This window comes from Morganella morganii H1r (assembly GCF_000633515.1).
GTDB lineage: Bacteria > Pseudomonadota > Gammaproteobacteria > Enterobacterales > Enterobacteriaceae > Morganella > Morganella morganii_B.
In genome coordinates, this window is record NZ_AYMP01000049.1 from 1 (window position 1) to 22281 (window position 22281).

21 protein-coding genes, 1 tRNA gene and 1 pseudogene are annotated in these 22281 nt (G+C 50.4%); 15 read left to right on the plus strand and 8 right to left on the minus strand.

Translation table 11 applies throughout. The features are described from left to right. A pseudogene (locus U868_RS23805) lies at window positions 1-1347 on the plus strand (hypothetical protein); the annotation flags it as partial. On the opposite strand, the gene U868_RS0120475 reads toward U868_RS23805, so the two are convergent. The 4 genes from U868_RS0120475 to dsdC form a co-directional block, all read right to left on the minus strand. After that, window positions 1348-1572 (minus strand): DNA polymerase III subunit theta, encoded by a 225-nt coding sequence (locus U868_RS0120475; RefSeq protein ID WP_025154903.1) that lies wholly within the window; start codon window positions 1570-1572, stop codon window positions 1348-1350. Between the two features lie 12 nt (window positions 1573-1584). After that, window positions 1585-2748, minus strand: coding sequence for a tyrosine-type recombinase/integrase (locus U868_RS0120480; protein ID WP_025154904.1), 1164 nt, complete (start codon window positions 2746-2748; stop codon window positions 1585-1587). Between the two features lie 164 nt (window positions 2749-2912). Continuing rightward, a tRNA-Arg gene (locus U868_RS0120485) sits at window positions 2913-2987 on the minus strand. Window positions 2988-3180: 193 nt separating this feature from the next. Then, window positions 3181-4146 carry a DNA-binding transcriptional regulator DsdC gene (gene dsdC, locus U868_RS0120490; RefSeq protein ID WP_025154905.1) on the minus strand — a complete coding sequence of 322 codons (966 nt, stop codon included), beginning with the start codon at window positions 4144-4146 and terminating at the stop codon, window positions 3181-3183. 217 nt (window positions 4147-4363) lie between these two features. Between dsdC and dsdX the strand changes: the two genes are divergently transcribed. Beyond that, entirely contained in the window at window positions 4364-5701 is a 1338-nt protein-coding gene (dsdX, locus tag U868_RS0120495; protein ID WP_025154906.1) for a D-serine transporter DsdX, read from the plus strand. Window positions 5702-5713: 12 nt separating this feature from the next. Continuing rightward, window positions 5714-7048 carry a D-serine ammonia-lyase gene (locus tag U868_RS0120500; RefSeq protein ID WP_025154907.1) on the plus strand — a complete coding sequence of 445 codons (1335 nt, stop codon included), beginning with the start codon at window positions 5714-5716 and terminating at the stop codon, window positions 7046-7048. A 65-nt stretch (window positions 7049-7113) separates the two neighbouring features. Here the strand turns inward: U868_RS0120500 and proC are convergent, their stop codons facing one another. Continuing rightward, a complete protein-coding gene (gene proC, locus U868_RS0120505; RefSeq protein ID WP_025154908.1) occupies window positions 7114-7923 on the minus strand; it encodes a pyrroline-5-carboxylate reductase in 810 nt (269 codons plus the stop codon). A 182-nt stretch (window positions 7924-8105) separates the two neighbouring features. Here proC and mlaA point away from each other — a divergent pair, with 182 nt between their 5' ends. After that, a complete protein-coding gene (gene mlaA, locus U868_RS0120510; RefSeq protein ID WP_025154909.1) occupies window positions 8106-8864 on the plus strand; it encodes a phospholipid-binding lipoprotein MlaA in 759 nt (252 codons plus the stop codon). Between the two features lie 72 nt (window positions 8865-8936). Here the strand turns inward: mlaA and fadL are convergent, their stop codons facing one another. Further along, complete coding sequence (fadL, locus tag U868_RS0120520) at window positions 8937-10277, minus strand: long-chain fatty acid transporter FadL (RefSeq protein WP_025154910.1); 1341 nt, start codon at window positions 10275-10277, stop codon at window positions 8937-8939. 338 nt (window positions 10278-10615) lie between these two features. Here fadL and U868_RS0120525 point away from each other — a divergent pair, with 338 nt between their 5' ends. From U868_RS0120525 to sixA, 4 genes are all read left to right on the plus strand, one after another. After that, window positions 10616-10912 (plus strand): YfcZ/YiiS family protein, encoded by a 297-nt coding sequence (locus U868_RS0120525; RefSeq protein WP_025154911.1) that lies wholly within the window; start codon window positions 10616-10618, stop codon window positions 10910-10912. 210 nt (window positions 10913-11122) lie between these two features. Next, window positions 11123-12415: an acetyl-CoA C-acyltransferase FadI gene (gene fadI, locus U868_RS0120530; RefSeq protein ID WP_025154912.1), complete on the plus strand. Its 1293-nt coding sequence runs from the start codon at window positions 11123-11125 to the stop codon at window positions 12413-12415. 12 nt (window positions 12416-12427) lie between these two features. Beyond that, entirely contained in the window at window positions 12428-14581 is a 2154-nt protein-coding gene (gene fadJ, locus U868_RS0120535; RefSeq protein ID WP_025154913.1) for a fatty acid oxidation complex subunit alpha FadJ, read from the plus strand. 245 nt (window positions 14582-14826) lie between these two features. Further along, complete coding sequence (gene sixA, locus U868_RS0120545) at window positions 14827-15297, plus strand: phosphohistidine phosphatase SixA (RefSeq protein ID WP_029991407.1); 471 nt, start codon at window positions 14827-14829, stop codon at window positions 15295-15297. Here sixA and smrB read toward each other — a convergent pair whose 3' ends face one another. Beyond that, window positions 15298-15843: an endonuclease SmrB gene (smrB, locus tag U868_RS0120550; protein WP_025154914.1), complete on the minus strand. Its 546-nt coding sequence runs from the start codon at window positions 15841-15843 to the stop codon at window positions 15298-15300. 194 nt (window positions 15844-16037) lie between these two features. Between smrB and prmB the strand changes: the two genes are divergently transcribed. The 7 genes from prmB (at window position 16038) to U868_RS0120585 (ending at window position 21060) form a co-directional block, all read left to right on the plus strand. Then, complete coding sequence (prmB, locus tag U868_RS0120555; protein ID WP_025154915.1) at window positions 16038-16967, plus strand: 50S ribosomal protein L3 N(5)-glutamine methyltransferase; 930 nt, start codon at window positions 16038-16040, stop codon at window positions 16965-16967. A 79-nt stretch (window positions 16968-17046) separates the two neighbouring features. Further along, the gene (aroC, locus tag U868_RS0120560) at window positions 17047-18135 is read left to right on the plus strand and encodes a chorismate synthase (RefSeq protein ID WP_025154916.1); all 1089 of its coding nucleotides are present in this window, start codon (window positions 17047-17049) and stop codon (window positions 18133-18135) included. A 52-nt stretch (window positions 18136-18187) separates the two neighbouring features. After that, window positions 18188-18988, plus strand: a complete 801-nt coding sequence (locus U868_RS0120565; protein ID WP_025154917.1) for a sulfite exporter TauE/SafE family protein — start codon at window positions 18188-18190, stop codon at window positions 18986-18988. Between the two features lie 25 nt (window positions 18989-19013). Beyond that, window positions 19014-19565 (plus strand): elongation factor P hydroxylase, encoded by a 552-nt coding sequence (locus U868_RS0120570; RefSeq protein ID WP_025154918.1) that lies wholly within the window; start codon window positions 19014-19016, stop codon window positions 19563-19565. 36 nt (window positions 19566-19601) lie between these two features. Next, on the plus strand, window positions 19602-19883 hold the full coding sequence (locus U868_RS0120575) for a YfcL family protein (protein WP_004235092.1): 282 nt from the start codon (window positions 19602-19604) through the stop codon (window positions 19881-19883). Continuing rightward, window positions 19880-20407 carry a GNAT family N-acetyltransferase gene (locus U868_RS0120580; protein ID WP_025154919.1) on the plus strand — a complete coding sequence of 176 codons (528 nt, stop codon included), beginning with the start codon at window positions 19880-19882 and terminating at the stop codon, window positions 20405-20407. Before U868_RS0120575 ends, U868_RS0120580 begins: the two co-directional genes overlap by 4 nt. Window positions 20408-20796: 389 nt before the next feature. Continuing rightward, on the plus strand, window positions 20797-21060 hold the full coding sequence (locus U868_RS0120585) for a hypothetical protein (protein WP_025154920.1): 264 nt from the start codon (window positions 20797-20799) through the stop codon (window positions 21058-21060). 92 nt (window positions 21061-21152) lie between these two features. Here the strand turns inward: U868_RS0120585 and glsA are convergent, their stop codons facing one another. Beyond that, entirely contained in the window at window positions 21153-22160 is a 1008-nt protein-coding gene (gene glsA, locus U868_RS0120590; RefSeq protein ID WP_025154921.1) for a glutaminase A, read from the minus strand. Between the last annotated feature and the right edge of the window lie 121 nt (window positions 22161-22281).

The following is a 22281-nucleotide window of genomic DNA, read 5'->3' on the forward strand; positions in this document are numbered from 1 at the left end:
GCCGGGTCAACGCCTGAGTCTGCTGGCGGTGTTGGCATGGGGGCGTGGATTGGTGTTGGTGATGCGGCATTAAGGTCTGATTTGATAAGCGGTGACGGTAGTTTGGTTGGCGTTGGTGGTGATACCTTAAAGTCATTTTTTGATAGGGAAGATTGGCGGCGCTTTAACAGTGTTCGCGGGTATGGTGTATCAGGTGATGATTTAACACCGGTAAATGACCACATATCAACGGCAGATAAACCTGTCCTGTTTACTGTTCCGGCTGGGGCATTTACGGGAAACTTCACATGGAAATCAGGGTTCGGTCTGATCGGGTCGGGTAGTCAGTCAACTATCGTTAATGTTCCTTCTGGTCAGTCAGGCATTGTGATGTCATCTCAGATCGTTCGTGGTGGCGAAATATCAAAAATGACCATTGCCACAGAATCGCCAACAGCCGGACGTGGTATTGATGGTAACACTTGGGGGATGGTTAATTGCCGGTTATCTGACCTGTATCTGAATAAATTCGATATTGGTTACAAAGCCGGTGCCACTGATTTCTCATGTACATTTGATAATGTTCGTGCCAATGAGTGCCGAATCAGCTTTGACTTAACCGGCGGCGGTGGACTCATTCAGAACGTGTTCAATAACTGTTATTCATCTGCACCATCCGAGTTGGGGCTTAATATCGCAGGTGTTAAAGGTGCGGTGTTTAACTGCTATAACTCAGGGTCAACGGGTGCGCGGCACGTATTAATAGGATTGGGGTCAAAAGGCGTAATTTTTAACTCCCCCAATTTTGAACAGGATGCCGGTTATCTTGGCGTAAACCAGGCGGCAGTAACGATACTCTCCAGCTCTGAGGTTATTTTGAACAGTCCTCAGTTTGCGTCACCAGCAGGCGCACCAGGCAGCACCAACACCTATCTTGTCAGAGTTCAGGATTCTGCTGTTGTGCATATTAATATGCCAACAGTAATCGGAGAGGGAGCAAACATAAGGCATTTATATGTTGCCGGTAATGCTGTTGTTTATCTTAACGACCCGCTTGGCGCGTTCACGAAAATAGATATCTTCGGCAATGGCAAGGTAATCAGGACACACAAAATCAGTAACGCGCCAGATTACATTGGTAAACACCTGGCAGTAAAAAGCGGGGATATCATTAATTTTGGCTTTGCTCCGAAACATATTGTTGCAGTTCCTGATTTTAGCGCTGTCGCAGTGCCGAATCCTTTTGTCCGCTCAGTGCATTTTGACACATACGGTAGTTTAACCGCCGTTGCAAGGATAGTTAATACTACAACCGGAGCAACGGATACAGCAGGGTCACTAAATATATTTGTTCAGGCTTGGCGTTAATCACTCCTTCTCATGCTCAAACCCGCGCGGAAACCTTTTCCCGATCTCCCTGTAGTGCTCCAGTCTCTCTTTAAAGTACGGGCGTAAGTGCTCGGGCTGCTGGCTTTCTGTTTCGTACAGATCATACGGCAGTCCGAGTCTTTCTTTGTACGCGATACCAGATGCGGCTAAATCGGCATTAATTTTGTCTTTTTCGTCTTGCGGCAGGTTGGCGAGGTTGTGCATGTTGGTTTCCTGTTACTTTGAGATTTCATCAATATAGTCAGCGAACCACTGCATCATATTTCTGCGCTGATCAAGGTATTCGGCATGATTATAGATGCCGCGTATTGCGTTACGGTCAACGTGGGCAAGCTGTCGCTCTATCAGGTCACAGTCAAACCCGTTTTCATTAAGTATAGTGCTGAACTGGTGACGGAATCCGTGGCCGCTTGCTATTCCGTCAAAACCTATTTGCCGGATTACCAGTAATACAGCATTTTCACTTATTGGCTTTCTTTTATCATTTCTTCCGGGGAAAACCAGGTCTGATATTCCTGATGTCATAGGTTTAATCTGCTCCATCAGTGCGACAACCTGGTCTGACATCGGTACGACATGCGGCTTCCTGCTTTTCATTACTTCGGAAGATATGGTGATCACCTTGTTTCCAAAATCGACGTCTGACCATTGCATAGACCGGAGTTCTTTGGTTCTGAGCGCAGTATATTGTAAAACCTGCGTGGCTATTTTACTGATAGCGCTTCCGGAGAAAGACAACAATGCTTTATTAAAGGCGGGTATCTGCTCTTTGGTAAGGAATGGATAATGTTTTTTCCGATATCCGCGTTCAGCATCAACCAGGTCAGGGGCAGGGTTGTATTTAGAGCGTCCTGTTATAACCGCATAACGGAATACCTCACCACAGCGCCGGCGGGCTTTGCTCGCTCTTTCCATTGCGCCACGGCTCTCGAAGTGGCGTATCACATCTACAACACGTAGCGGATCCATAGTTGCAATGTCTTCCTCTCCGATAATCGGTAAGACATCATCATTAAACATGGATAGCATTTCTTTCCTGTAACCGGCAGACCATACCTCTTTTTTAAACTCGTACCATTCACGGAAAACACTTTCAAAAGTGATGATGCTTTCTTCTTGTGATGCTTCCTTCTTTGTTTCCAGTGACCCGCCGGTAGCGAGAATTGATTTTGCTGAGGCGTGAAGTTTACGGGCTTCTATCAATGATATTTCCGGATATGAACCGATGACATGAGTTTGCTCTTTCCCGTCTTTGCGATACCGGAAGCGCCAAATTTTTCCGCCACCTTTTGAGATGAAAAGAAACAGCCCACCACTATCTGACAATCGGTATGACTTCTCTTTCGGCTTGGCCGCTTCTATCTGTTTTATTGTCAGCATGTGGGCACCTTTGGGTTGACTCCGTTTTGATGCCCACAAATATGCCCGCAAAATTGCGGTTCAGTCAAGTAACGTGTGGTTATGGTTGGTAACGGTGAATTCTGTGAAGTGCTGATTTTTCAAGGGGCGCTGGTAACGGAGGGTAATGCGGGGTTATCCGGTACTGGTGTCCCCTGCAGGAATCGAACCTGCAATTAGCCCTTAGGAGGGGCTTGTTATATCCATTTAACTAAGAGGACATGATATCTGATTGTATGACCGGTTTTTGCGGCGGGTCATATGTTACCGCTCAACCCCGTATTCTATCAAGTCTTTATTTCCGCTTTGTTTTTTCTTCGTTTCCGGTTACCGTTGCATTTTTTATGTGGGGTGCCGGTCCCGGATGTGCAGATTGGGTGCATTACCTGCTGGCTCCGGGGTGTCTGATTGTATTTATGGTAATGTCTTCGTAACCTTTTGTTTCAGCCACGAAATAAAAATATCGGCTTTCGGGTTTCGCCTGTCACCAAGCATCGCAAAGTAATATCGCTGCCTGCATGTCAGTGAAATATCGCCGAACGGCATTACCAGCATCCTGCTCTGAATACGTTTTTCCACCAGTTGTTTACGTCCCATCGCGACACCGGCATGGTTCATTGCCGCCACAATCGCCAAATCTGAACGATCAAAACACAGATTGCGCCGGTGCGGGAACAAATCAGGCTGATAGTGTTCACTCCATGCTTTCCATTCATCATAATCTGAGTTACTGCTCCATGCCTGGCGATCATGCAATAACATGCAGTTCCTGAGCTGATGAAGATTGTTATACAGATCATAACGCTTTGCATATTCCGGGCTGCATACCGGCACGACTGATTCTGACATCAAATCGTCGCAATAGAGGTTAGGTCTTGATATATCATCGTAATAAATTGCGATATCAATACCATAGCCGCGAAAATTGACATCATCATTACCTGTCAGCAGGTTCAGCTGAATAGCCGGGTACTGCTCTGTGAAATCCGCGATCCCCGGAATCAGCCAGCATTGCGCCAGTGACGGGCGGGAATAGACGGTTAACTCACCGGAGATTTCCTGATTTTTAATATCAATGATTTCCTGGTTAATATCATCCAGGTTTTTCCGTAATGCCCAGTAGATGCGTTCACCGTCTGATGTGAGTTCAACCCGCCGGTGAAAACGCTCAAATAACCGGAAGCCCAGCTCATTTTCGAGGGTATTGATACGGTGGCTTACCGCGCCGGGAGTCAGCGCCAGTTCCTGTGCTGCCAGAGCAAATGAACTGTGCCGTGCCGCCGCTTCGAAAGTATGCAGACGTGACAGCTGATGGCTTGATACCCGCTTGTTTCGCCGCAGGGATCCTGACGGTTCATACCGGTTTATCTCCGATGACATAGCCTCTCTCTTTTATTACGCCGGATGTCTTTCACATAAAGAATACCGCGTTTAAGGTGAATTTATATGATGCAGTTCGCGAAAAAAGTGCTGATTTTGACGAATGTCACGCATTTGAGTTAATTCAGCTAATCCAAAGCCCTGCTTTCATCGTTTGTCACCCCTGACTATTTATTATCCAATGAATGCACAACAACAATATAACCAGGGGTAGGATATGGATTCTGTAATGTGGATGATCGGCACGCTGGTTTTCAGTATTTTGCTGATCGTTATTTCAATTATTAAATTTAAGTTTCACCCGTTTTTAGCATTATTGCTCACCAGCTTTTTTGTCGGTATCGCCATGAATATGGAACCGCAGGATATGGTCAGCGCCATTGAAAACGGGATTGGCGGGACACTCGGATTTTTGGCGGCCATTATCGGACTGGGAACGATACTCGGAAAGATGATGGAAATATCCGGCGCTGCTGAGCGAATCGGGATTACGCTGGAAAAGTGCCGCTGGTTAAGTCCCGATGTCACTATGATATTGATCGGTCTTATCTGTGGTATCACGCTGTTTGTCGAGGTCGGGGTTGTATTACTGATCCCGCTGGCATTTTCGATTGCAAAAAAAACAAACACCTCATTATTAAAACTGGCGATCCCGTTATGTACGGCGCTGATGGCCGTACACTGCATTATTCCGCCGCATCCCGCTGCGTTGTTTGTCACCAATGAACTCGGCGCGGATATCGGCACTGTTATTGTGGCCGGGTTAGCGGCGGGACTGGTTGCTTCACTGATTGGCGGACCACTGTTCCTGAAATTTTTGGGGGATCGTTTACCGTTCAAAGTCGTACCGGCTGCATTTGCTGACCTGAAAGTCCGTGAAGAGAAAGATTTACCCTCATTAGGCGCGGCGTTATTTACGGTTCTGCTGCCGATTGTGCTCATGCTGATTAAAACAACCGCAGATTTAAACATGAGCAAAAATAGCCCGTTATTCACCTTTTTACAGTTTATCGGTAATCCGATAACCGCCATGTTTATTGCCGCGTTTGCCGCTTATTACGTATTGGGTATCCGCCGTAATATGGGAATGAGCGTGCTGCTCAGCAAAACGGAAGAGAGCTTTAGCTCGATTGCGAATATTTTATTGATTATCGGAGCCGGCGGTGCATTTAACGGCATCCTGAAAGGCAGCGGGCTGAGTGATTCTCTGGCTCTGGTGCTGTCCGGTATCGATATACATCCGATTTTACTTGCCTGGCTGGTGGCTATCATTCTTCATGCCGCAGTCGGATCAGCAACGGTCGCCATGATGGGCGCGACCGCGATAGTTGCTCCGCTGATGCCGCTGTACCCGCACATCAGCCCTGAAATTATGACCCTGGCAATCGGCTCCGGGGCAATCGGCTGCACCATTGTGACTGATTCCTTATTCTGGCTGGTTAAACAATATTGTAATGCCACGCTGGCGGAAACATTCCGTTATTACAGTGTCGCCACGCTGATTGCGTCCGTTGTCGCGCTGACCGGCACTTTTGCACTTTCCTATGTGATTTAAAAGAGAGTAATGATGACTCAGATTAATATTGAAAAGTTAATTGCTGACTATCCATTGATTCAGGAACTGATTGATTTAACACCGGTGGCCTGGTTTAACCCCGGCGTAACCACCACGGAAGCGGGATTACCGTATGTGGGATTGACGCTTGAGGATGTGCAGGATGCAGAGGCCCGCTTAGCCCGCTTTGCTCCGTATCTGATGAAAGCCTTTCCTGAAACGCAGGCCACGCAGGGGATCATTGAATCTGAGACGGCAGCGATTCCTGATATGCAGGCCGCTCTTGCGGCGCGTTATCAGACGCCGCTGGCAGGGAAAATGTATCTCAAGAAAGACAGTCATCTGCCGATCTCCGGTTCAATAAAAGCTCGCGGCGGGATCTATGAAGTGCTGACTCATGCGGAAAAATTAGCGCTGGACGCCGGGTTGCTGTCAACCGGTGATGATTATGCGGTGCTATTCTCCGATGAGTTCAGGCAGTTTTTCAGTCAGTATCGTATTGCCGTCGGATCAACCGGTAATTTAGGGATGTCCATCGGCATTATGAGCGCGAAGCTGGGTTTCAGTGTCAGTGTGCATATGTCTGCGGATGCCAGACAATGGAAAAAAGACAAATTACGTTCTCATGGTGTCAATGTTGTTGAATATGAACAGGATTACAGTATCGCGGTGGAGCAGGGGCGCAAAGAGGCAGAAAAAGATCCGTCCTGCTTCTTTATTGATGATGAAAACTCCTCCACACTCTTTTTAGGCTATGCGGTGGCGGGTCTGCGGCTGAAAAAGCAATTTGCTGAAAAAGGAATTACCGTTGATGAGCAGCATCCGCTGTTTGTGTATTTGCCCTGCGGTGTCGGCGGGGGCCCCGGTGGTGTTGCCTTCGGATTAAAACTGGCGTTTGGTGATGCGGTGCATTGTTTCTTTGCGGAACCGACACATTCGCCCTGTATGTTACTCGGGGTGCATACCGGTCTTCATGATGCCGTCTCTGTTCAGGAAATCGGTATTGATAATATTACTGCAGCAGATGGCCTCGCGGTCGGCCGGGCATCCGGATTTGTCGGCCGGGCCATGGAGCGGCTGATCGACGGTTATTACACCATTGACGATGCGGAAATGTATAACCTGTTAGGATTGCTTGATCAGACTGAAGCCATCAGGCTGGAGCCTTCCGCGTTAGCGGGCATGCCCGGTTGTGTGCATATCGCCCGGAATAAAGCCTATTTACAGGCTAACGCCCTGACACCGGAAGTGATGGCGAATGCCTCACATCTGGTCTGGGCAACCGGCGGCGGCATGGTTCCTGAAGATGAGATGCAGAAATATTTATCACAGGCCAAAGGTAACTGACAGGGCAGTGATCAACTGAACGGACCGGAATCGGCAGGGGGATTGCCGGTTCCGGTATCCGGCCATTATTTACGGCTCATTTCCTGTGACTTTTCTGTCGCACTGCGGACACCGGCTATCACCGCCTGACGTAAACCCATTTCTTCCAGTTTGGTGACCGCTTCAATCGTGGTCCCCCCCGGCGAGCAGACCATATCTTTCAGTTCACCCGGATGTTTACCGGTTTCGAGAACCATTTTTGCCGCACCCATAACCGCCTGTGCCGCAAATTCATAGGCTTGTTTACGCGGCATACCGCTTGCCACTGCGGCGTCCGCCATTGCTTCAATAAACATAAAAACATAAGCCGGTGAGGAACCGCTGACACCAATCACGGCATCGATCAGCGATTCCGGCACTAATTCGGCGCGTCCGAAACTGCGGCACAATGACATCACCAGCTCAGTTTCTTCATCTGTCAGATAAGCATTTACGGTAACGGATGTCATCCCGGCGTTGACCAGCGCGGGGGTATTCGGCATCAGACGGACCACTTTGGCGGATGGCGGCAGGGCGGCTTCCAGAACTTCCAGTGTGACACCGGCGGCCATCGAAACAATCAGGGTATCCGCTTTCAGGCAAGGGGAAATATCACGCAGTACACCGGGAACGGCATAAGGCTTTACACCTATAAAAATAATATCGGATTGTTCCGCTACCCGCTGAGCCTGTGCTTCGCCGTGAACACCGAATTCCTGAGCCACGCGGTCTGTACTGGCCGGGCTGTGGTTATGCACAAAAACAGTATCAGGGGTGATGATTTTCCCTGAAATCAGGCCATTAAGGATGGCTTTCCCCATATTCCCGCAACCAATAAATCCGGTTTTTTTATTCATGATGGCTCCTGTATTGCTGATAAAAACTGACCGTAAGAGCAGGATACCACTCTGTGCTATCGGGGTAACCCGGTAATTTCGGCATGATTTACATACACAAATATACAAAATCCGGGTAATATTGACTTATTATAGATACGTGAAACGGTAAATTGTGCTCACGTTTTGCCATGGAGAAACATATGAAGTATCAGGTAAGTGGCCTGACACTTGCTGCGGTGCTGCTGATTGGCGGGTGCGCAAGTTCGGATCAGACACCGGGAACGCGCAGTGATCCGCTCGAAGGATTTAACCGCTCAATGTTCAATTTTAACTATAACGTGCTGGATCCTTACGTGCTCAGGCCGGTGGCAGTGGCCTGGCGTGATTATGTGCCGACACCGGCGCGCAACGGCACGATTAATTTCCTCGGTAACCTCGGAGAACCGGCCAGTATGGTCAATAACTTTCTGCGCGGCGATTTTTACCAGGGATTTAAGCATTTTAACCGCTTCTTCCTCAACACGGTCTTTGGTCTGGGCGGTCTGATTGATGTTGCGTCGATGGCAAACCCGGAACTGGCAAAAACAGAACCGGCCCGTTTTGGTAATACCTTAGGAAACTACGGGGTCGGGTACGGGCCTTATGTGGTTATCCCGGGCTACGGCGGCTGGACACCGCGTGTGGATGGCGGCGACTGGCTGGATACCACGTATCCGATGCTGAGTTATCTGACTATCTGGATGGGCGTCGGTAAATGGGCTATTGAAGGTATCGATAACCGTGCACAGGCACTGGATGCGGAAGGGGTGCTGCATAATTCCAGTGACCCGTATCTGATGATGCGTGAAGCCTATTTCCAGCGTAATGATTTCCTGGCATCAGGCGGAGAACTGAAAGTACAGGAAAACCCGAATGCGGCAGCAATTGCTGATGACCTGGATTCTATCGACAGCGAATAATGCACGGGTACAGATAAACAAAAAAGTTCTGGTCAGTGACCAGAACTTTTTTTATGCATTCAGCCGGAAAAATCAGAAGCTGTAGTTAAAGTTAACGCCGTATAACCAGGCTTTACCGGAGGAGCTGAATTCGTAATTTGGTAATTGCAGGTTCGGATTACCCAATTTGCCTCCGATAGTTGCAAGCTGATCTTTACTCATCAGCGGCTCAGAAATATTAACTTTACGTCCGTGCATATAAGCAACGCCGACATCAACAGAGGCATCTTTGTTAAAGGCGTAGGTTGAACCCAGGCTGAACCAGATACGATCCTGATCCGGAATAGAAATGGAACGGTTGTTCGCCGGAACCGGACTGTCATCAAAGGCAATACCACCACGGAAAGTCCAGTTATCGTCATGATAATAGGTGGTACCTAATGCCACGCGGTAGGCATTTTTGAAACCTTCATGTTTTTCAAACAGGACGTCACCGTTGCCTTTATCTGTCGCTTTCAGTTCCCGGAATGAATCCCAGCCGGTGTAAGCAAAGGTATAATGAACCGCCCATTTTGGTGCAACGCGGTGATAAGCGGAGAATTCCCAGATATCCGGTAAATTCAGATCCAGTTTACCTTTGGTGGAGCGGTCAACCAGACCCGGAATGTTTTGGGTGAAATCACCGTCTTTAAATTTCACAGTGACTTTAGAGCGGTAAGTCAGACTGAAACGGTTATCTTTATCCAGCTCATATAACATCCCCGCATTCCAGCCGTAACCCCAGCCATCACCTTTCAGTTTGGCGAGGTTAGAGTTTGCAGGAATTTTTGCTAACGCAGGATTTTTGGTCAGTCCGGCTGCAACCTGGCCTAACTCACCGGTATGACGCGAAATTTCCGCATCAGCGTAAACCGCATTCAACCCCAGACCAAAGCTGAAATTGTCATTCAGACGGTAAGCACCGGCCACGTTAAAGTTGGCAGTAACGAGATCGGTTTTCCCGCCGATAGCACCGGCGGAGTAATTATCTTTGAACTCAGTTGCCAGGCCGAAGTTTGTGGTGGTTGATGCGCCGACTGACCATTTTTCATTAATCGGCATAATAAAATGCAGATTCGGGACAACCGCGCTTGGTGCGATATCTTTGGCATCCGTGCTGTTACCGGTCAGCGGGGACTTGCCGCTGATATCCACTGACGGATTGATCATGATCGCACCGGCGGACATGGACGGGCGATCAAATAATGTCATTGCTGCCGGGTTGCGGCTGCCGACGCTGGCATCGTCTGCCACGGCACCTTCCCCTGAAAACGCACGTCCGAGTGCAGACGTGGAATACTCATTTAATTGAAAACCCGCCGCAAAAGCCTGAGTCGCTGTTAATGAAACTGCCACTGCAAGTGCTGAACGAGTGAACAGGTTTTTCTGGTTCATGACCAAAACCCTCTTGTTTATTTTGTTTATGTACTACTTTGGTAGTTAGAAGTAGCGCTGGATTGTATGTTTGCTTGTGGATATGACAAATCAGACCAGTTGACAGAGTATAGAATCAGTACACTGAAATGTTATTTTTTTGTACAAAAATAAGCGAATTGAGATGTAAAAATGAGATTTGAATAACAAAAGTTTAACAATAACGTGATTTTTAAACGCAAAAAGTGGCTTTAGCCCGAGTAGATCAAACAATAGATTGAATTTTTATGGTTTACTTTGATAAATGGTATGATTCAGTACTAAGACTGCAGGCTATTTTTAACTAACGGGAGACTGAAATGGCTGACGAAAAAAAACTGTGCAGCGCAGAAGAAACCGCGGCATGCTGCTGTGTGGATGTAGGCACGATTATTGATAACGAAAGCTGCACCTCTTCTTTCGAGCGCGTATTTGCATCTAAAGCAGACGCTGAGCAGATGATGGCAGCACTGACTGCCAAAGCAAATGCAGCAGCATCTGAACCATGTAAAATCCACAGCGAATATAAAGAAACCGCTGACGGCGTCGAGCTGAAAGCGGATTTCACTTTCAGCTGCCAGGCTGAAACACTGATCTTTGAACTGGGTCTGCGTTAATTCACCAGAACAATACGCAAACTGAATTCAGGCCTCCGGTGAATACGGGGGCTTTTTTTATCGTCTTTTTGTTATAAAAAGTTTATTTCCCTGAGCCACCTCGCAGTTTTCAGCTAACCGTATTGCGTGAATGCAACATGATGTTAACAATGTCAGCAGGTCAGACCACCGGCAGTTCGTGATAACCTCTCATCATGTAAGGATGAACGAATGAAGCAGGCACAGGCAGAACGCATTGCAATTGTTGACGGATTACGGACGCCGTTTGCCCGGCAGTCCACGGTATACCGTGATATCCCGGCGGTTGAACTTGGCCGGGCGGTGGTGCAGGAACTTCTTTTTCGTCAGTCATTTCCGGCAGAACTGGTTGACCTTGTCGTTTTCGGCCAGGTGATCCAAATGCCGGCCGCGCCCAATATTGCCCGTGAAATTGTGCTCAGCACCCAGTTGCCGGTGACCACCGATGCGTATTCGGTGACCCGCGCCTGTGCCACCAGTTTTCAGGCCATTGCCAATGCGGCACAGGCGATACAGTGCGGTCAGAATAAAATCGCGGTAGCGGGCGGGGCGGACTCTGCGTCGGTGCTTCCGATCGGCGTGTCGCGCAAACTGGCGGGAGTATTGCTGGATCTCAGTAAAGCCCGGAAATTATCGCAGAAACTCAGGTTACTGGCCTCATTGCGGCCGCGTGACCTCCTGCCGGTTGCCCCGGCGGTAGCGGAGTATTCCACCGGCCTGCGCATGGGCGATACCGCCGAACAAATGGCAAAACGTTACCATATCAGCCGTCAGGAACAGGATACATTTGCCCACCAGTCACATCAGGCCGCCACACAGGCGTGGACATCAGGTGTCCTGCGCGATGAGGTGATGACAGCCCGTTTCCCGCCGTTCAGTCAGGTTTGTGAAGAAGATAATACTTTACGGAAAAATTCACTGCCCTGCAGCTATGCACAACTGAAACCGGCATTTGATAAACGTCACGGCACGGTGACCGCGGCAAACAGCACACCACTGACTGACGGTGCGGCAGCTGTATTGATGATGACCGAAACCCGCGCCCGTCAACTCGGGCTGACACCGCTGGGTTTTCTGCGCAGTTATGCATTTACGGGCAACGCTGTGCAGGAAGATATGCTGCTGGGACCGTCGTATGCCGCACCGCTGGCACTTGATCGTGCCGGGCTGACATTATCTGACCTGACACTGATTGATATGCATGAAGCTTTTGCAGCCCAGGTTCTGACTAACCTGCATTGTTTTGCCAGCGGGGACTTTGCCCGCGAAAAACTCAACCGGACATCGGCAATTGGTGAAGTGGACCCGGCGCGGTTTAATGTACTTGGCGGGTCAATTGCCTACGGGCATCCTTTTGCGGCTACCGGTGCCCGGATGGTGACGCAGACATTACGCGAGTTACAGCGGCGGGGCGGCGGTTTTGCAATGACCACGGCCTGTGCGGCGGGCGGACTCGGCGCGGCGATGATCTGGGAAACAGAATAAGACGGGAGACTGATGATGACACAACATGATGAAACACCTTCTGCCTTCCGCCTGACTGTGCGTCCGGATCACACCGGGGTCATCACGATTGATGTCCCGGGTGAAAAAGTGAATACTCTGAAGGCGGAGTTTGCCGCACAGTTTGAGGCCGTACTGCGTGATGCCCGGCAAATTCCGGGATTACGGGCAATGGTGATTATCTCCGGTAAGCCGGATACGTTCATCGCCGGTGCGGACATTCATATGATCGCCGGATGTACAGAGGCCGCACAGGCGCAGGCACTGTCTGAATCCGGGCAGCGGTTATTTAACCTGATTGAAAACTATCCGCTGCCGGTGGTGGCAGCGATTCACGGCAGTTGTCTCGGCGGCGGGCTGGAACTGGCGATGGCCTGTCACAGCCGTGTTGTTACTGACAGCGATAAAACCCGGCTCGGGCTGCCCGAAGTTCAGCTGGGGTTGTTACCCGGTTCCGGTGGGACACAACGTCTTCCTGCTTTGGTCGGGCTGGTGGCTGCACTGGATATGATGCTGACCGGGCGGCAGTTGCGGGCAAAACAGGCGGTTAAAATGCGCCTGGCTGATGATATTGTTCCGCCGGATATTTTACTGGAAACCGCGGTGGCCCGTGCTTTGTCGGCAAACCCGGCACAGCGGGCTCCGGTACCTTTCCGGCAGAAGACGGAAAAAATGAAGGGGCTGCGGGATATCATTTTCCGTATGACCCGCAAACAGGTTCGCCGCCGCAGTGGCGGACATTACCCGGCAGCCGGACAGATTATTGACGTGGTGCAGTGCGGCCTGGAAAAAGGCCGTGAGGCCGGGTTTAAAGCCGAAGCCGCTGCATTCGGTAAACTGGCGGTCACTCCGGTATCCGGTGCACTCCGTCATCTCTTTTTTGCTTCAACAGCACTGAAAAAAGAGTCTGCCGATGGGGTAAAACCCGCAGAACTGCATCATGTGGCGGTGCTGGGCGGCGGGCTGATGGGGGCAGGGATTGCCACGATTACCCGTCAGCGTGCGGGGTTACCGGTCAGAATCAAAGATGTTTCGCAGGATGGGGTAAATAAAGCACTGGCTTTTTTCTGGCAGCACCTGAGCAAACAGGTTAAACGCAGACGGCTCTCCCCGCGTGAGCGGACACACATGATGAGTGGTATGGCCGGCACCACGGATTACCGGGGATTTCATCATATTGATTTTGTGGCGGAAGCGGTTTTCGAATCTCTGGCACTCAAACAACAGATGATTGCTGAGATCGAGGCAGTGACATCACCGGATACTATTTTTGCCTCAAACACCTCGTCACTGCCAATCCGTAATATTGCCGCGAAGGCATCACGGCCTGAAAAAGTGATTGGTTTGCATTATTTCAGCCCTGCCGAAAAAATGCCGCTGGCGGAAATTATCCCCCATGAAGGCACAGATGCTGTGACACTGGCAACCACGTTGCAACTGGCACGAAGACAGGGGAAAACAGCGATTGTGGTCGGTGATAAAGCCGGATTTTATGTTAACCGGATTCTGGCACCGTATATTACGGAAGCACTGCGTTGCCTGACGGAAGGTGAACCGCCGGAAAAAATTGATAAGGCACTGACTGATTTCGGTTTTCCGATAGGGCCGGTAGCACTGCTGGACGAAGTGGGCATTGATGTCGGCACAAAAATTATGCCGGTGCTGGAAGCCGCATTTGGTGAGCGGTTTGCACTGCCGCCGCAGCTGGATGCGCTTTTCCGTGACAACCGGCTGGGCAGGAAAAACAAACGCGGATTTTATGATTATACACCATTGCCGTGGTGGAAACGCTGTGGCCGAAAAGCGCCGCGTAAAGCGGATAAAGCGATTTATCCGCTGCTGGGTATCACCGCGCAGGAGCGCCTGACAGCACAGGAAATTACAGAACGCTGCCTGATGATGATGTTAAATGAGGCGGTCAGGGCGCTGGATGAACAGGTTATCCGTTCACCGGCGGACGGGGATATCGGTGCGGTATTTGGTATCGGATTTCCGCCATTCCTCGGCGGACCGTTTTACTATATGGACAGTATGTCAGCGGTCGTTATGACTGAAAAACTGACGGCACTGGCTGCCCGTTACGGTGATCGCTTCACGCCGTGTGAGGCATTACAGCAACGGGCTGCGGATAACCGCCGTTTTTACTGAGAAAGTGCGGTGAAGTCACCGGGAACACGGAGCGGTTGTTTCATTTTCCTGAACAGGTTCTGAACAAAATTCAGGTTTATCTCTGTGCTGAATCATTTTAATTATGATTAATTTGAGGCAGAATGCCTTTCACCTCCCCCGACGGGGACACAGAAATAACGATAATTTTAAACAGACCATTCTTTGATGTGATACGGCCCGGGGATTCAGACATGACCGTATCCGTCCTGTTCAGACGGTGACGTATGCAAGTTCTTATTATGCGACATGGCGATGCTGCTTTGCAGGCCGCCAGTGATTCAGTCCGGCCCCTGACCGCAAAAGGGATAACAGATTCCCGTTGCATGGCAAAATGGCTCGCCGGGCAGCACGTTCAGATTGATACCGTTCTGGTCAGCCCGTATCTGCGGGCAGAGCAGACACTGACCGAAATCCGTGATGCGCTGAGTTTACCGGCTCAGGAAGAGGTGATGCCGGGACTGACGCCTTCCGGGAATGCGGAGAGCGTGGCAGATTATATCCGTTTTCTGGCGGAAGAGGGGCACAAAGGGGTGCTGGTGGTATCGCATCTTCCGCTGGTCGGTTATCTGGTGGCGGCATTGTGTCCGCAGGAAACCGCACCGATGTTTGCAACATCGTCTGTTGCCTGTATTGAACTGGATGATGACGGACGCGGCGCACTGCTCTGGCACCGCGGTCCCGGGCAGATTGACTGATTACTCGCGCCGGGCGGTTTCAGCAATCTCAATCAGAAGCAGTAATGCGGCAGTGCCGCCCCATTCCTTAGGGGCCTGGTGAAAGGCGATCACATCCGGGTGTTGTGCCAGCCATAACGGTGTTTGTTGTTTCAGTACATGCTTGCCGTGTCCGTGCATAATACAGACACAATAGGTATTTTCGCGGCGTGCTGCGGCTATCAGTGCACCAATTTCCTGCTTGGCCTGAAGCTGAGTCAGCCCGTGGAGATCCAAAAACAGCTCCGGTACATAATCCCCGCGACGCAGTTTTTTCAGCTCATACGGGCTGGCATTTTCCCGCAGATAGCGCGCCGGGCCGTCCATATCCAGGTTCGGGCGATATTCATCAGAGAAATAGAAACTGGCATCAACCTGATCCTGTAACAGCCGTTCAGGCGCAATTTTTGTCACACCAGCCCGTGATTTCGGATGCACCACAATATCCTGTCTGATTTTACGTGTCCCGCTGATGGCCTCTTTAAACAGGTTCAGGTCATCATCAGTCAGGGGTGTCTTCTTTTTCATAACATCTCATCACTTACTATTTTCCATAGTGTAACCGATTTTTTTAAGGATGTTGACGCTATACTGCCGGTCACCGCTGACGGGAGCCACCGGAAAATTGCCGCGCATTTCACAAGATATGCTGATTTAGCAGCGACTTCATGGCAAACTACGCTATCAGATATCTTATTTTGTTTTACCCCGCCGGAGGCACTTTGGATAAAATTTACGTTGATGAAGCCGTCAGTGAGCTTCACACGCTGCAGGATATGCTGCGCTGGGCAATGAGCCGTTTTAATGCGGCCAACATTTACTATGGCCACGGTACAGATAATGCCTGGGATGAAGCCCTCCAGCTGGTACTGCCGACACTGTTTCTGCCTCTGGATTTACCCGCTGAACTGTATCAGTCCCGGCTGACCTCCTCGGAGCGTCACCGTATTGTGGAGCGCGTACTGCGCCGGATCACTGAACGTGTGCCGGTGCCGTATCTGACTAACCGTTCCTGGTTCTGCGGCCATGAATTTTATGTTGATGAGCGCGTGCTGATCCCGCGTTCACCGATTGGTGAGCTGATTAACAATCACTTTGCAGGATTGCTGGATGCAGAACCGGAAACGATTCTCGATCTCTGCACCGGCAGCGGTTGTATCGCAATTGCCTGCGCGTATGAGTTCCCGGATGCGGAAGTGGACGCGGCAGACATCTCCGCCGATGTGCTGGAAGTCACAGAAATGAACATTGAGAATCATGGCTTATCTCACCGTGTGGTGCCGATGCGTTCAGATTTGTTCAACGATCTGCCTGCGGTGAAATATGATCTGATTGTCACCAATCCGCCGTATGTTGATGCGGAAGATATGAGTGATTTACCGGATGAATTCCGCGTAGAACCAGAGCTGGCGCTGGCTGCAGGCAGTGACGGCCTGAAACTGGTACGCCGGATCCTCGCCAATGCGCCGGATTATATGTCAGAAGATGCGGTGCTGATTTGTGAAGTCGGTAACAGTCAGGTACATCTGATGGCCGAATTCCCGGAAGTGCCGTTTATCTGGCTGTCGTTTGAAAACGGGGGAGACGGTGTCTTTATGTTAACTCGTGATCAATTAGCAGAACATCATGATGCTTTTAAACTTTTCAAATAACCGTTCCTCCTGTAGGAATAGAAACATAAAAACAGGTTAAAACCATTCACTTGCACACAATCAGAGACAGGAAAACACGATGGCCGGAAACAGTATCGGCGAACTTTTTCGCGTAACCACCTTTGGTGAATCACACGGCCCGGCGCTGGGTTGTATTGTTGACGGCGTACCGCCGGGACTGGCGCTGACCGAGGCTGATATGCAGGCAGATCTCGACCGCCGCCGTCCGGGCACATCCCGCTATACCACGCAGCGCCGTGAGCCGGATCAGGTCAGAATTCTGTCAGGGGTATTTGAAGGAAAAACCACCGGAACCAGTATCGGGCTGCTGATTGAAAATACCGATCAGCGCTCACAGGATTACGGTGCCATCAAAGATCTCTTCCGGCCGGGGCATGCGGATTACACCTATGAGCAGAAGTACGGCTTTCGGGATTACCGCGGCGGCGGCCGCTCATCTGCCCGTGAAACGGCGATGCGCGTAGCGGCCGGGGCGATTGCCAAAAAGTATCTGCATGAGAAATTCGGTGTGACAGTCCGGGCCTGTCTGACCCAGATGGGGGATATCAAATGTGATATCCGCGACTGGGCACTGGCGGAGCAAAATCCGTTTTTCTGTCCTGATGAACGTCAGCTGGAGGCGCTGGATGAATTACTGCGCGGCCTGAAAAAAGAGGGGGATTCCATCGGTGCGAAAGTCACGGTAGTGGCGGAAAACGTCCCGGCGGGTCTGGGTGAACCGGTCTTTGATCGTCTGGATGCGGATCTGTCGCATGCGCTGATGAGCATCAACGCGGTGAAAGGTGTCGAAATCGGGGATGGATTCGGTGTGGTTAACCTCAAAGGCAGCGAAAACCGGGATGAAATTTATCAGACCGGTTTTACCAGCAATCACGCGGGCGGCATTCTCGGCGGCATCAGCAGCGGCCAGCCAATCATCGCACATATTGCCCTGAAACCGACTTCATCGATTACCGTTCCCGGTAATACGCTGAACCGGCAGGGCGAAGAGGTGGCAATGATCACCAAAGGGCGTCATGACCCCTGTGTCGGGATACGTGCTGTGCCGATTGCCGAAGCAATGACCGCGATTGTGCTGCTCGATCACCTTCTGCGTCACCGCGGACAATGTGCGGATGTCACGCCGCCGTTACCGGCCTGGTCATGATTTAAACAGACGTCCCGGGTATTGTGCCCGGGATTTTATTGGCAGGTAAAAAATGGAATGGTTTCAGTTCGGTGTTGAAATCTATGTATTGCTGTTCTTTGTTGCGCTGATTGCCGGGTTTATTGATGCGATTGCCGGCGGCGGCGGATTACTGACAATCCCGGCGCTGCTGGCTGTCGGCGTACCGCCGGTGCAGGCACTGGCGACCAACAAATTACAGGCGGTCGGCGGCTCGTTCTCTGCCAGTTTCTATTTTGTCCGGCGCAAAGCGGTGGATCTTGTGGGGCAACGGGTGCCGATAATGATGACGCTGATTGGCGCTGTTATCGGTTCCGGGCTGGTGCAGTTTGTGAATCCGGAATTCCTCCGCCAGTTGCTGCCGCTGCTGGTAATCGCCATCGGCCTTTATTTCCTGCTGACACCCTCCATCGGTGCTGCTGACCAGAAACAGCGCCTGATGCCGTTTGCCTTCGGCTGTACCGCCGGTATCGGCATTGGTTTTTATGACGGTGTTTTCGGGCCGGGCGCGGGCTCTTTCTACGCCCTGGCGTATGTGACCCTGGCCGGTTTTAACCTGGCGAAAGCCACGGCTCACGCCAAAGTGCTGAACTTTGCCTCCAACGTCGGTTCACTCTCATTCTTTATTTTCAGCGGTCATGTTATCTGGCTGATGGGCTTTGCCATGCTGGGCGGACAACTTATCGGCGCCCGCCTCGGTGCCCGTATGGTGCTGAGCCGCGGACAAAAACTGATCCGGCCGATGCTGGTAACTGTCTCTTTCCTGATGAGCATCAAACTGATTTATGACAATCACGGCGATACTATCAGTACGTGGCTGTCTCAGCTTTTTTAATTTTTATTAGTGGTTTATATAATCAATGAGTACACATCAATATCAGCAGTTAATTGAGATTTTTGATAACGAATTTTTTGCTGATTTCAATACCCGCCTGATTAAAGGCGACGATGAGCCGATTTATCTGCCTGCAGATGATGAAGCGCCTTATAACCGTATCGTGTTTGCTCACGGCTTTTATGCCAGTGCTATCCATGAAATATCGCACTGGTGTATTGCCGGGAAAGAGCGCAGAAAGCAGGTGGATTTTGGTTACTGGTACTGTCCGGACGGCCGGGATGCACAAACGCAGTCAGAATTTGAGGTTGTCGAAATAAAACCACAGGCGCTGGACTGGTTATTTTGTCAGGCTGCCGGTTATCCGTTTAACGTCAGTTGTGACAACCTTGACGGTGATTTCGAGCCTGATCGCATCAAATTCCGGCAAATTGTCCACGGGCAGGTGATGGAGTATCTGGCGCAGAACTCAATACCCCCGCGTGCAGCAAGGTTTATTAATGCCCTGCAATCGTTCTACAATACGCCGCCGCTGACTGCGGACCAATTTCCATGGCCGGAAGATCCGTTTGCCTGACAAACGATTCCGGTGACTGAACTTTAAGGAACAAACATGCTTGCGGATTATGAAACGCGTATCCTCGCCCAGATTGATGACATGGTCGAACATGCCACTGATGATGAACTGTTTGCGGGTGGCTATCTGCAGGGGCATCTGACCCTGGCGGTGGCAGAACTGGAACAGTCGGGTGATCACTCTGTTGAGGCGCTTCACAACCGGGTGGAGGAGAGTATCCGTCAGGCAATCAGTGCCGGGGAACTGACACCACCGGATCAGGTGCTGGTGCTGGAAACCTGGAAACGCCTGCTGCAAACCGCGCAGGAGCAGGAATGACAGCCAAACCGCAATACCGTATCCGCCGGGCCCGTCCGGCGGATGCCGCATTGCTGCCGGCTGTTGAATCCTCTGCCGGTGCGTTATTTGCGACAGTACCGGGCTATGAATGGATAGCGCGCAGTGAAGGCCATTCCGAAACGGCATTCCGCAATTATATCGCCAACGGTAATGCCTGGGTGGCGGCGGACAGTCAGGATCAGCCGGCCGGGTTTGTGCTGGTGTCTAATCTCGGTACCGGGCTGCATATTGATGAGCTTTCTGTCTCTGCGGCGCATCAGCGTCAGGGGCTGGGGCGTCAGCTGATTGAGCGGGTGCGGAATGTGGCGATTGCACGCGGCTGCGCGGCGGTTACGCTGACGACATTCCGTGATGTGGCCTGGAACCGGCCTTATTATGAGCATCTTGGTTTTGAGGTGTGCGATGTTTCCCGCGCACCGGCACTTGAGGCTGTTATGCTGAAAGAGGCAGAATACGGGCTGCAATTCTGTGATCGCTGTTCCATGATTTACCGGATTTTCTGAAAAAGTGAAATATTTGAAGTAATGAGGAATGGCCGCACTAATATGCGGCCTTTTTTATTTATGATGGATTAAGTATCTGACTATTAAGATGTGAACAGATAATAATAAAAGAACTTGTGATTGTTACATTAACGGCGAAAATAGTGCCGTTTTTCATGTCTCAGCGCTGAGTTTTGTACCAGATTATAGATTTTTCTGCTCAACAGAATGATTTTTAATCGTTTTCCGTATATACAATATGATGCTTATTTCTGAGATTGCCGTCTCTTTTGTTGCGTAAAAGTCAATGGCTACGTAGATATGTTGATTAAATAGCATAAACTATTAACTTGCTATTAACATTTATTGTGTCAGAATGTGTCTGTCCCCACAAAACACAGGTATTGATTATGTTTGAATTACAACCGAAAAACACGGCACAACAGGCTGTGACTATTTACACGAAGATAGCGGTTGCGGCGGTGGTCTTGCTGGCACTGTTATTTTCTTTCTGGTTTAAACTTGACGGAATGAGCATCATTGAAAGAGCAGTTCCATCCATCGGTATGATTTTATTTACCGGATTAATAATATTTAATGCCAAACGGGAATTAGATTCACTGTACCGTTCAGAGGATAAATGCGCGCAAAGCGTGGTTGCTCTGAACGCCTGACAGAAACAGGATCGCGTCACGCGGACTGATAAATATAAAGAAGTGACGATCACGGATCATCAGCGATGCTGATGATCCTTTTTTATGTCACATTACTGATACAAGTCAGCGCCGGTTTCCTGGGCAATATAGCGGATAGCCGCCTGTGCCCTGACACTGTTGCCTGCTTTATCCAGCGGCGGTGAATAAACAGCCACGGCGTATTTGCCCGGAACCACGGCCAGAATACCGCCACCGACACCACTTTTCGCCGGAATACCGACCTGATATAACCAGGTACCGGAACCATCATACAGTCCTGCAATCGCCATCTCGGCCAGAACTTTGCCGGTATTCTCTGCGCTCAGTAACTGTTTGCCGCTGTACGGGGATTTCCCGTGATTAGCCAGTACCGCCCCCATTTTAGCCAGATCAACAGTGGTGGCATCGACAGAACACTGACGTGTATAGAGATCAACCGCCTCATCCGGATTGCTGTATAACATGCCGTAAGACTGCATCAGCCGCGCCAGTGCCTGATTGTGCTGATTGGTTTCGGATTCAGAGCGGTACACTTCATCATTCACCGTCAGTTTTGTATCGGCGTAAGCTTCCATGTTCTCCATAATCTGCTGCCAGCGGTCATCCGGGTTTTTGGCCCTGATCAGGCTGACGGCGCTGATAGCGCCTGCATTAACCAGCGGATTTTGCGGGCGATCCGGTCTCAGTTCAATCGCCAGCCCGGAGTTAAACGGCAACCCGGTGGCATTGGCCCCCAGTTTCTCCAGAACCACCTCTGAACCCTGCTGATCCATCACCAGCGCCAGGGTAAAGACTTTTGACAGCGATTCCAGCGGGAACAGCTTATCTTTATCCCCGGCGCTGTAGATTTTGCCGTCTACCGTGGCAATCACAACGGCGTAATTATCGGCGCTGTATTTGGCGAGCGCCGGAATATAATCCGCCACGTCACCGGCTTTTTCGCTTTTGAATTTCTGATACGCCTGCTCAGCAATCGTATCGTAGCGAACACTATTATCGGGAATATTATTGTTCTTTGCGTAGGCAGAGGTAAAACAAAACAGCGAAAAGGTCAGGGCGATAATTATTTTATTCTTCATAATCTTCTCCGGTTATTATTTCCGGATGAAGCGTATAGGTGTACTGACTTTTCTGTAAATTGATCATTGGGCAAGAGAAATTGCCGCTGGCAGGCGAACTGAGCCGGTTTTTGTGAGAATG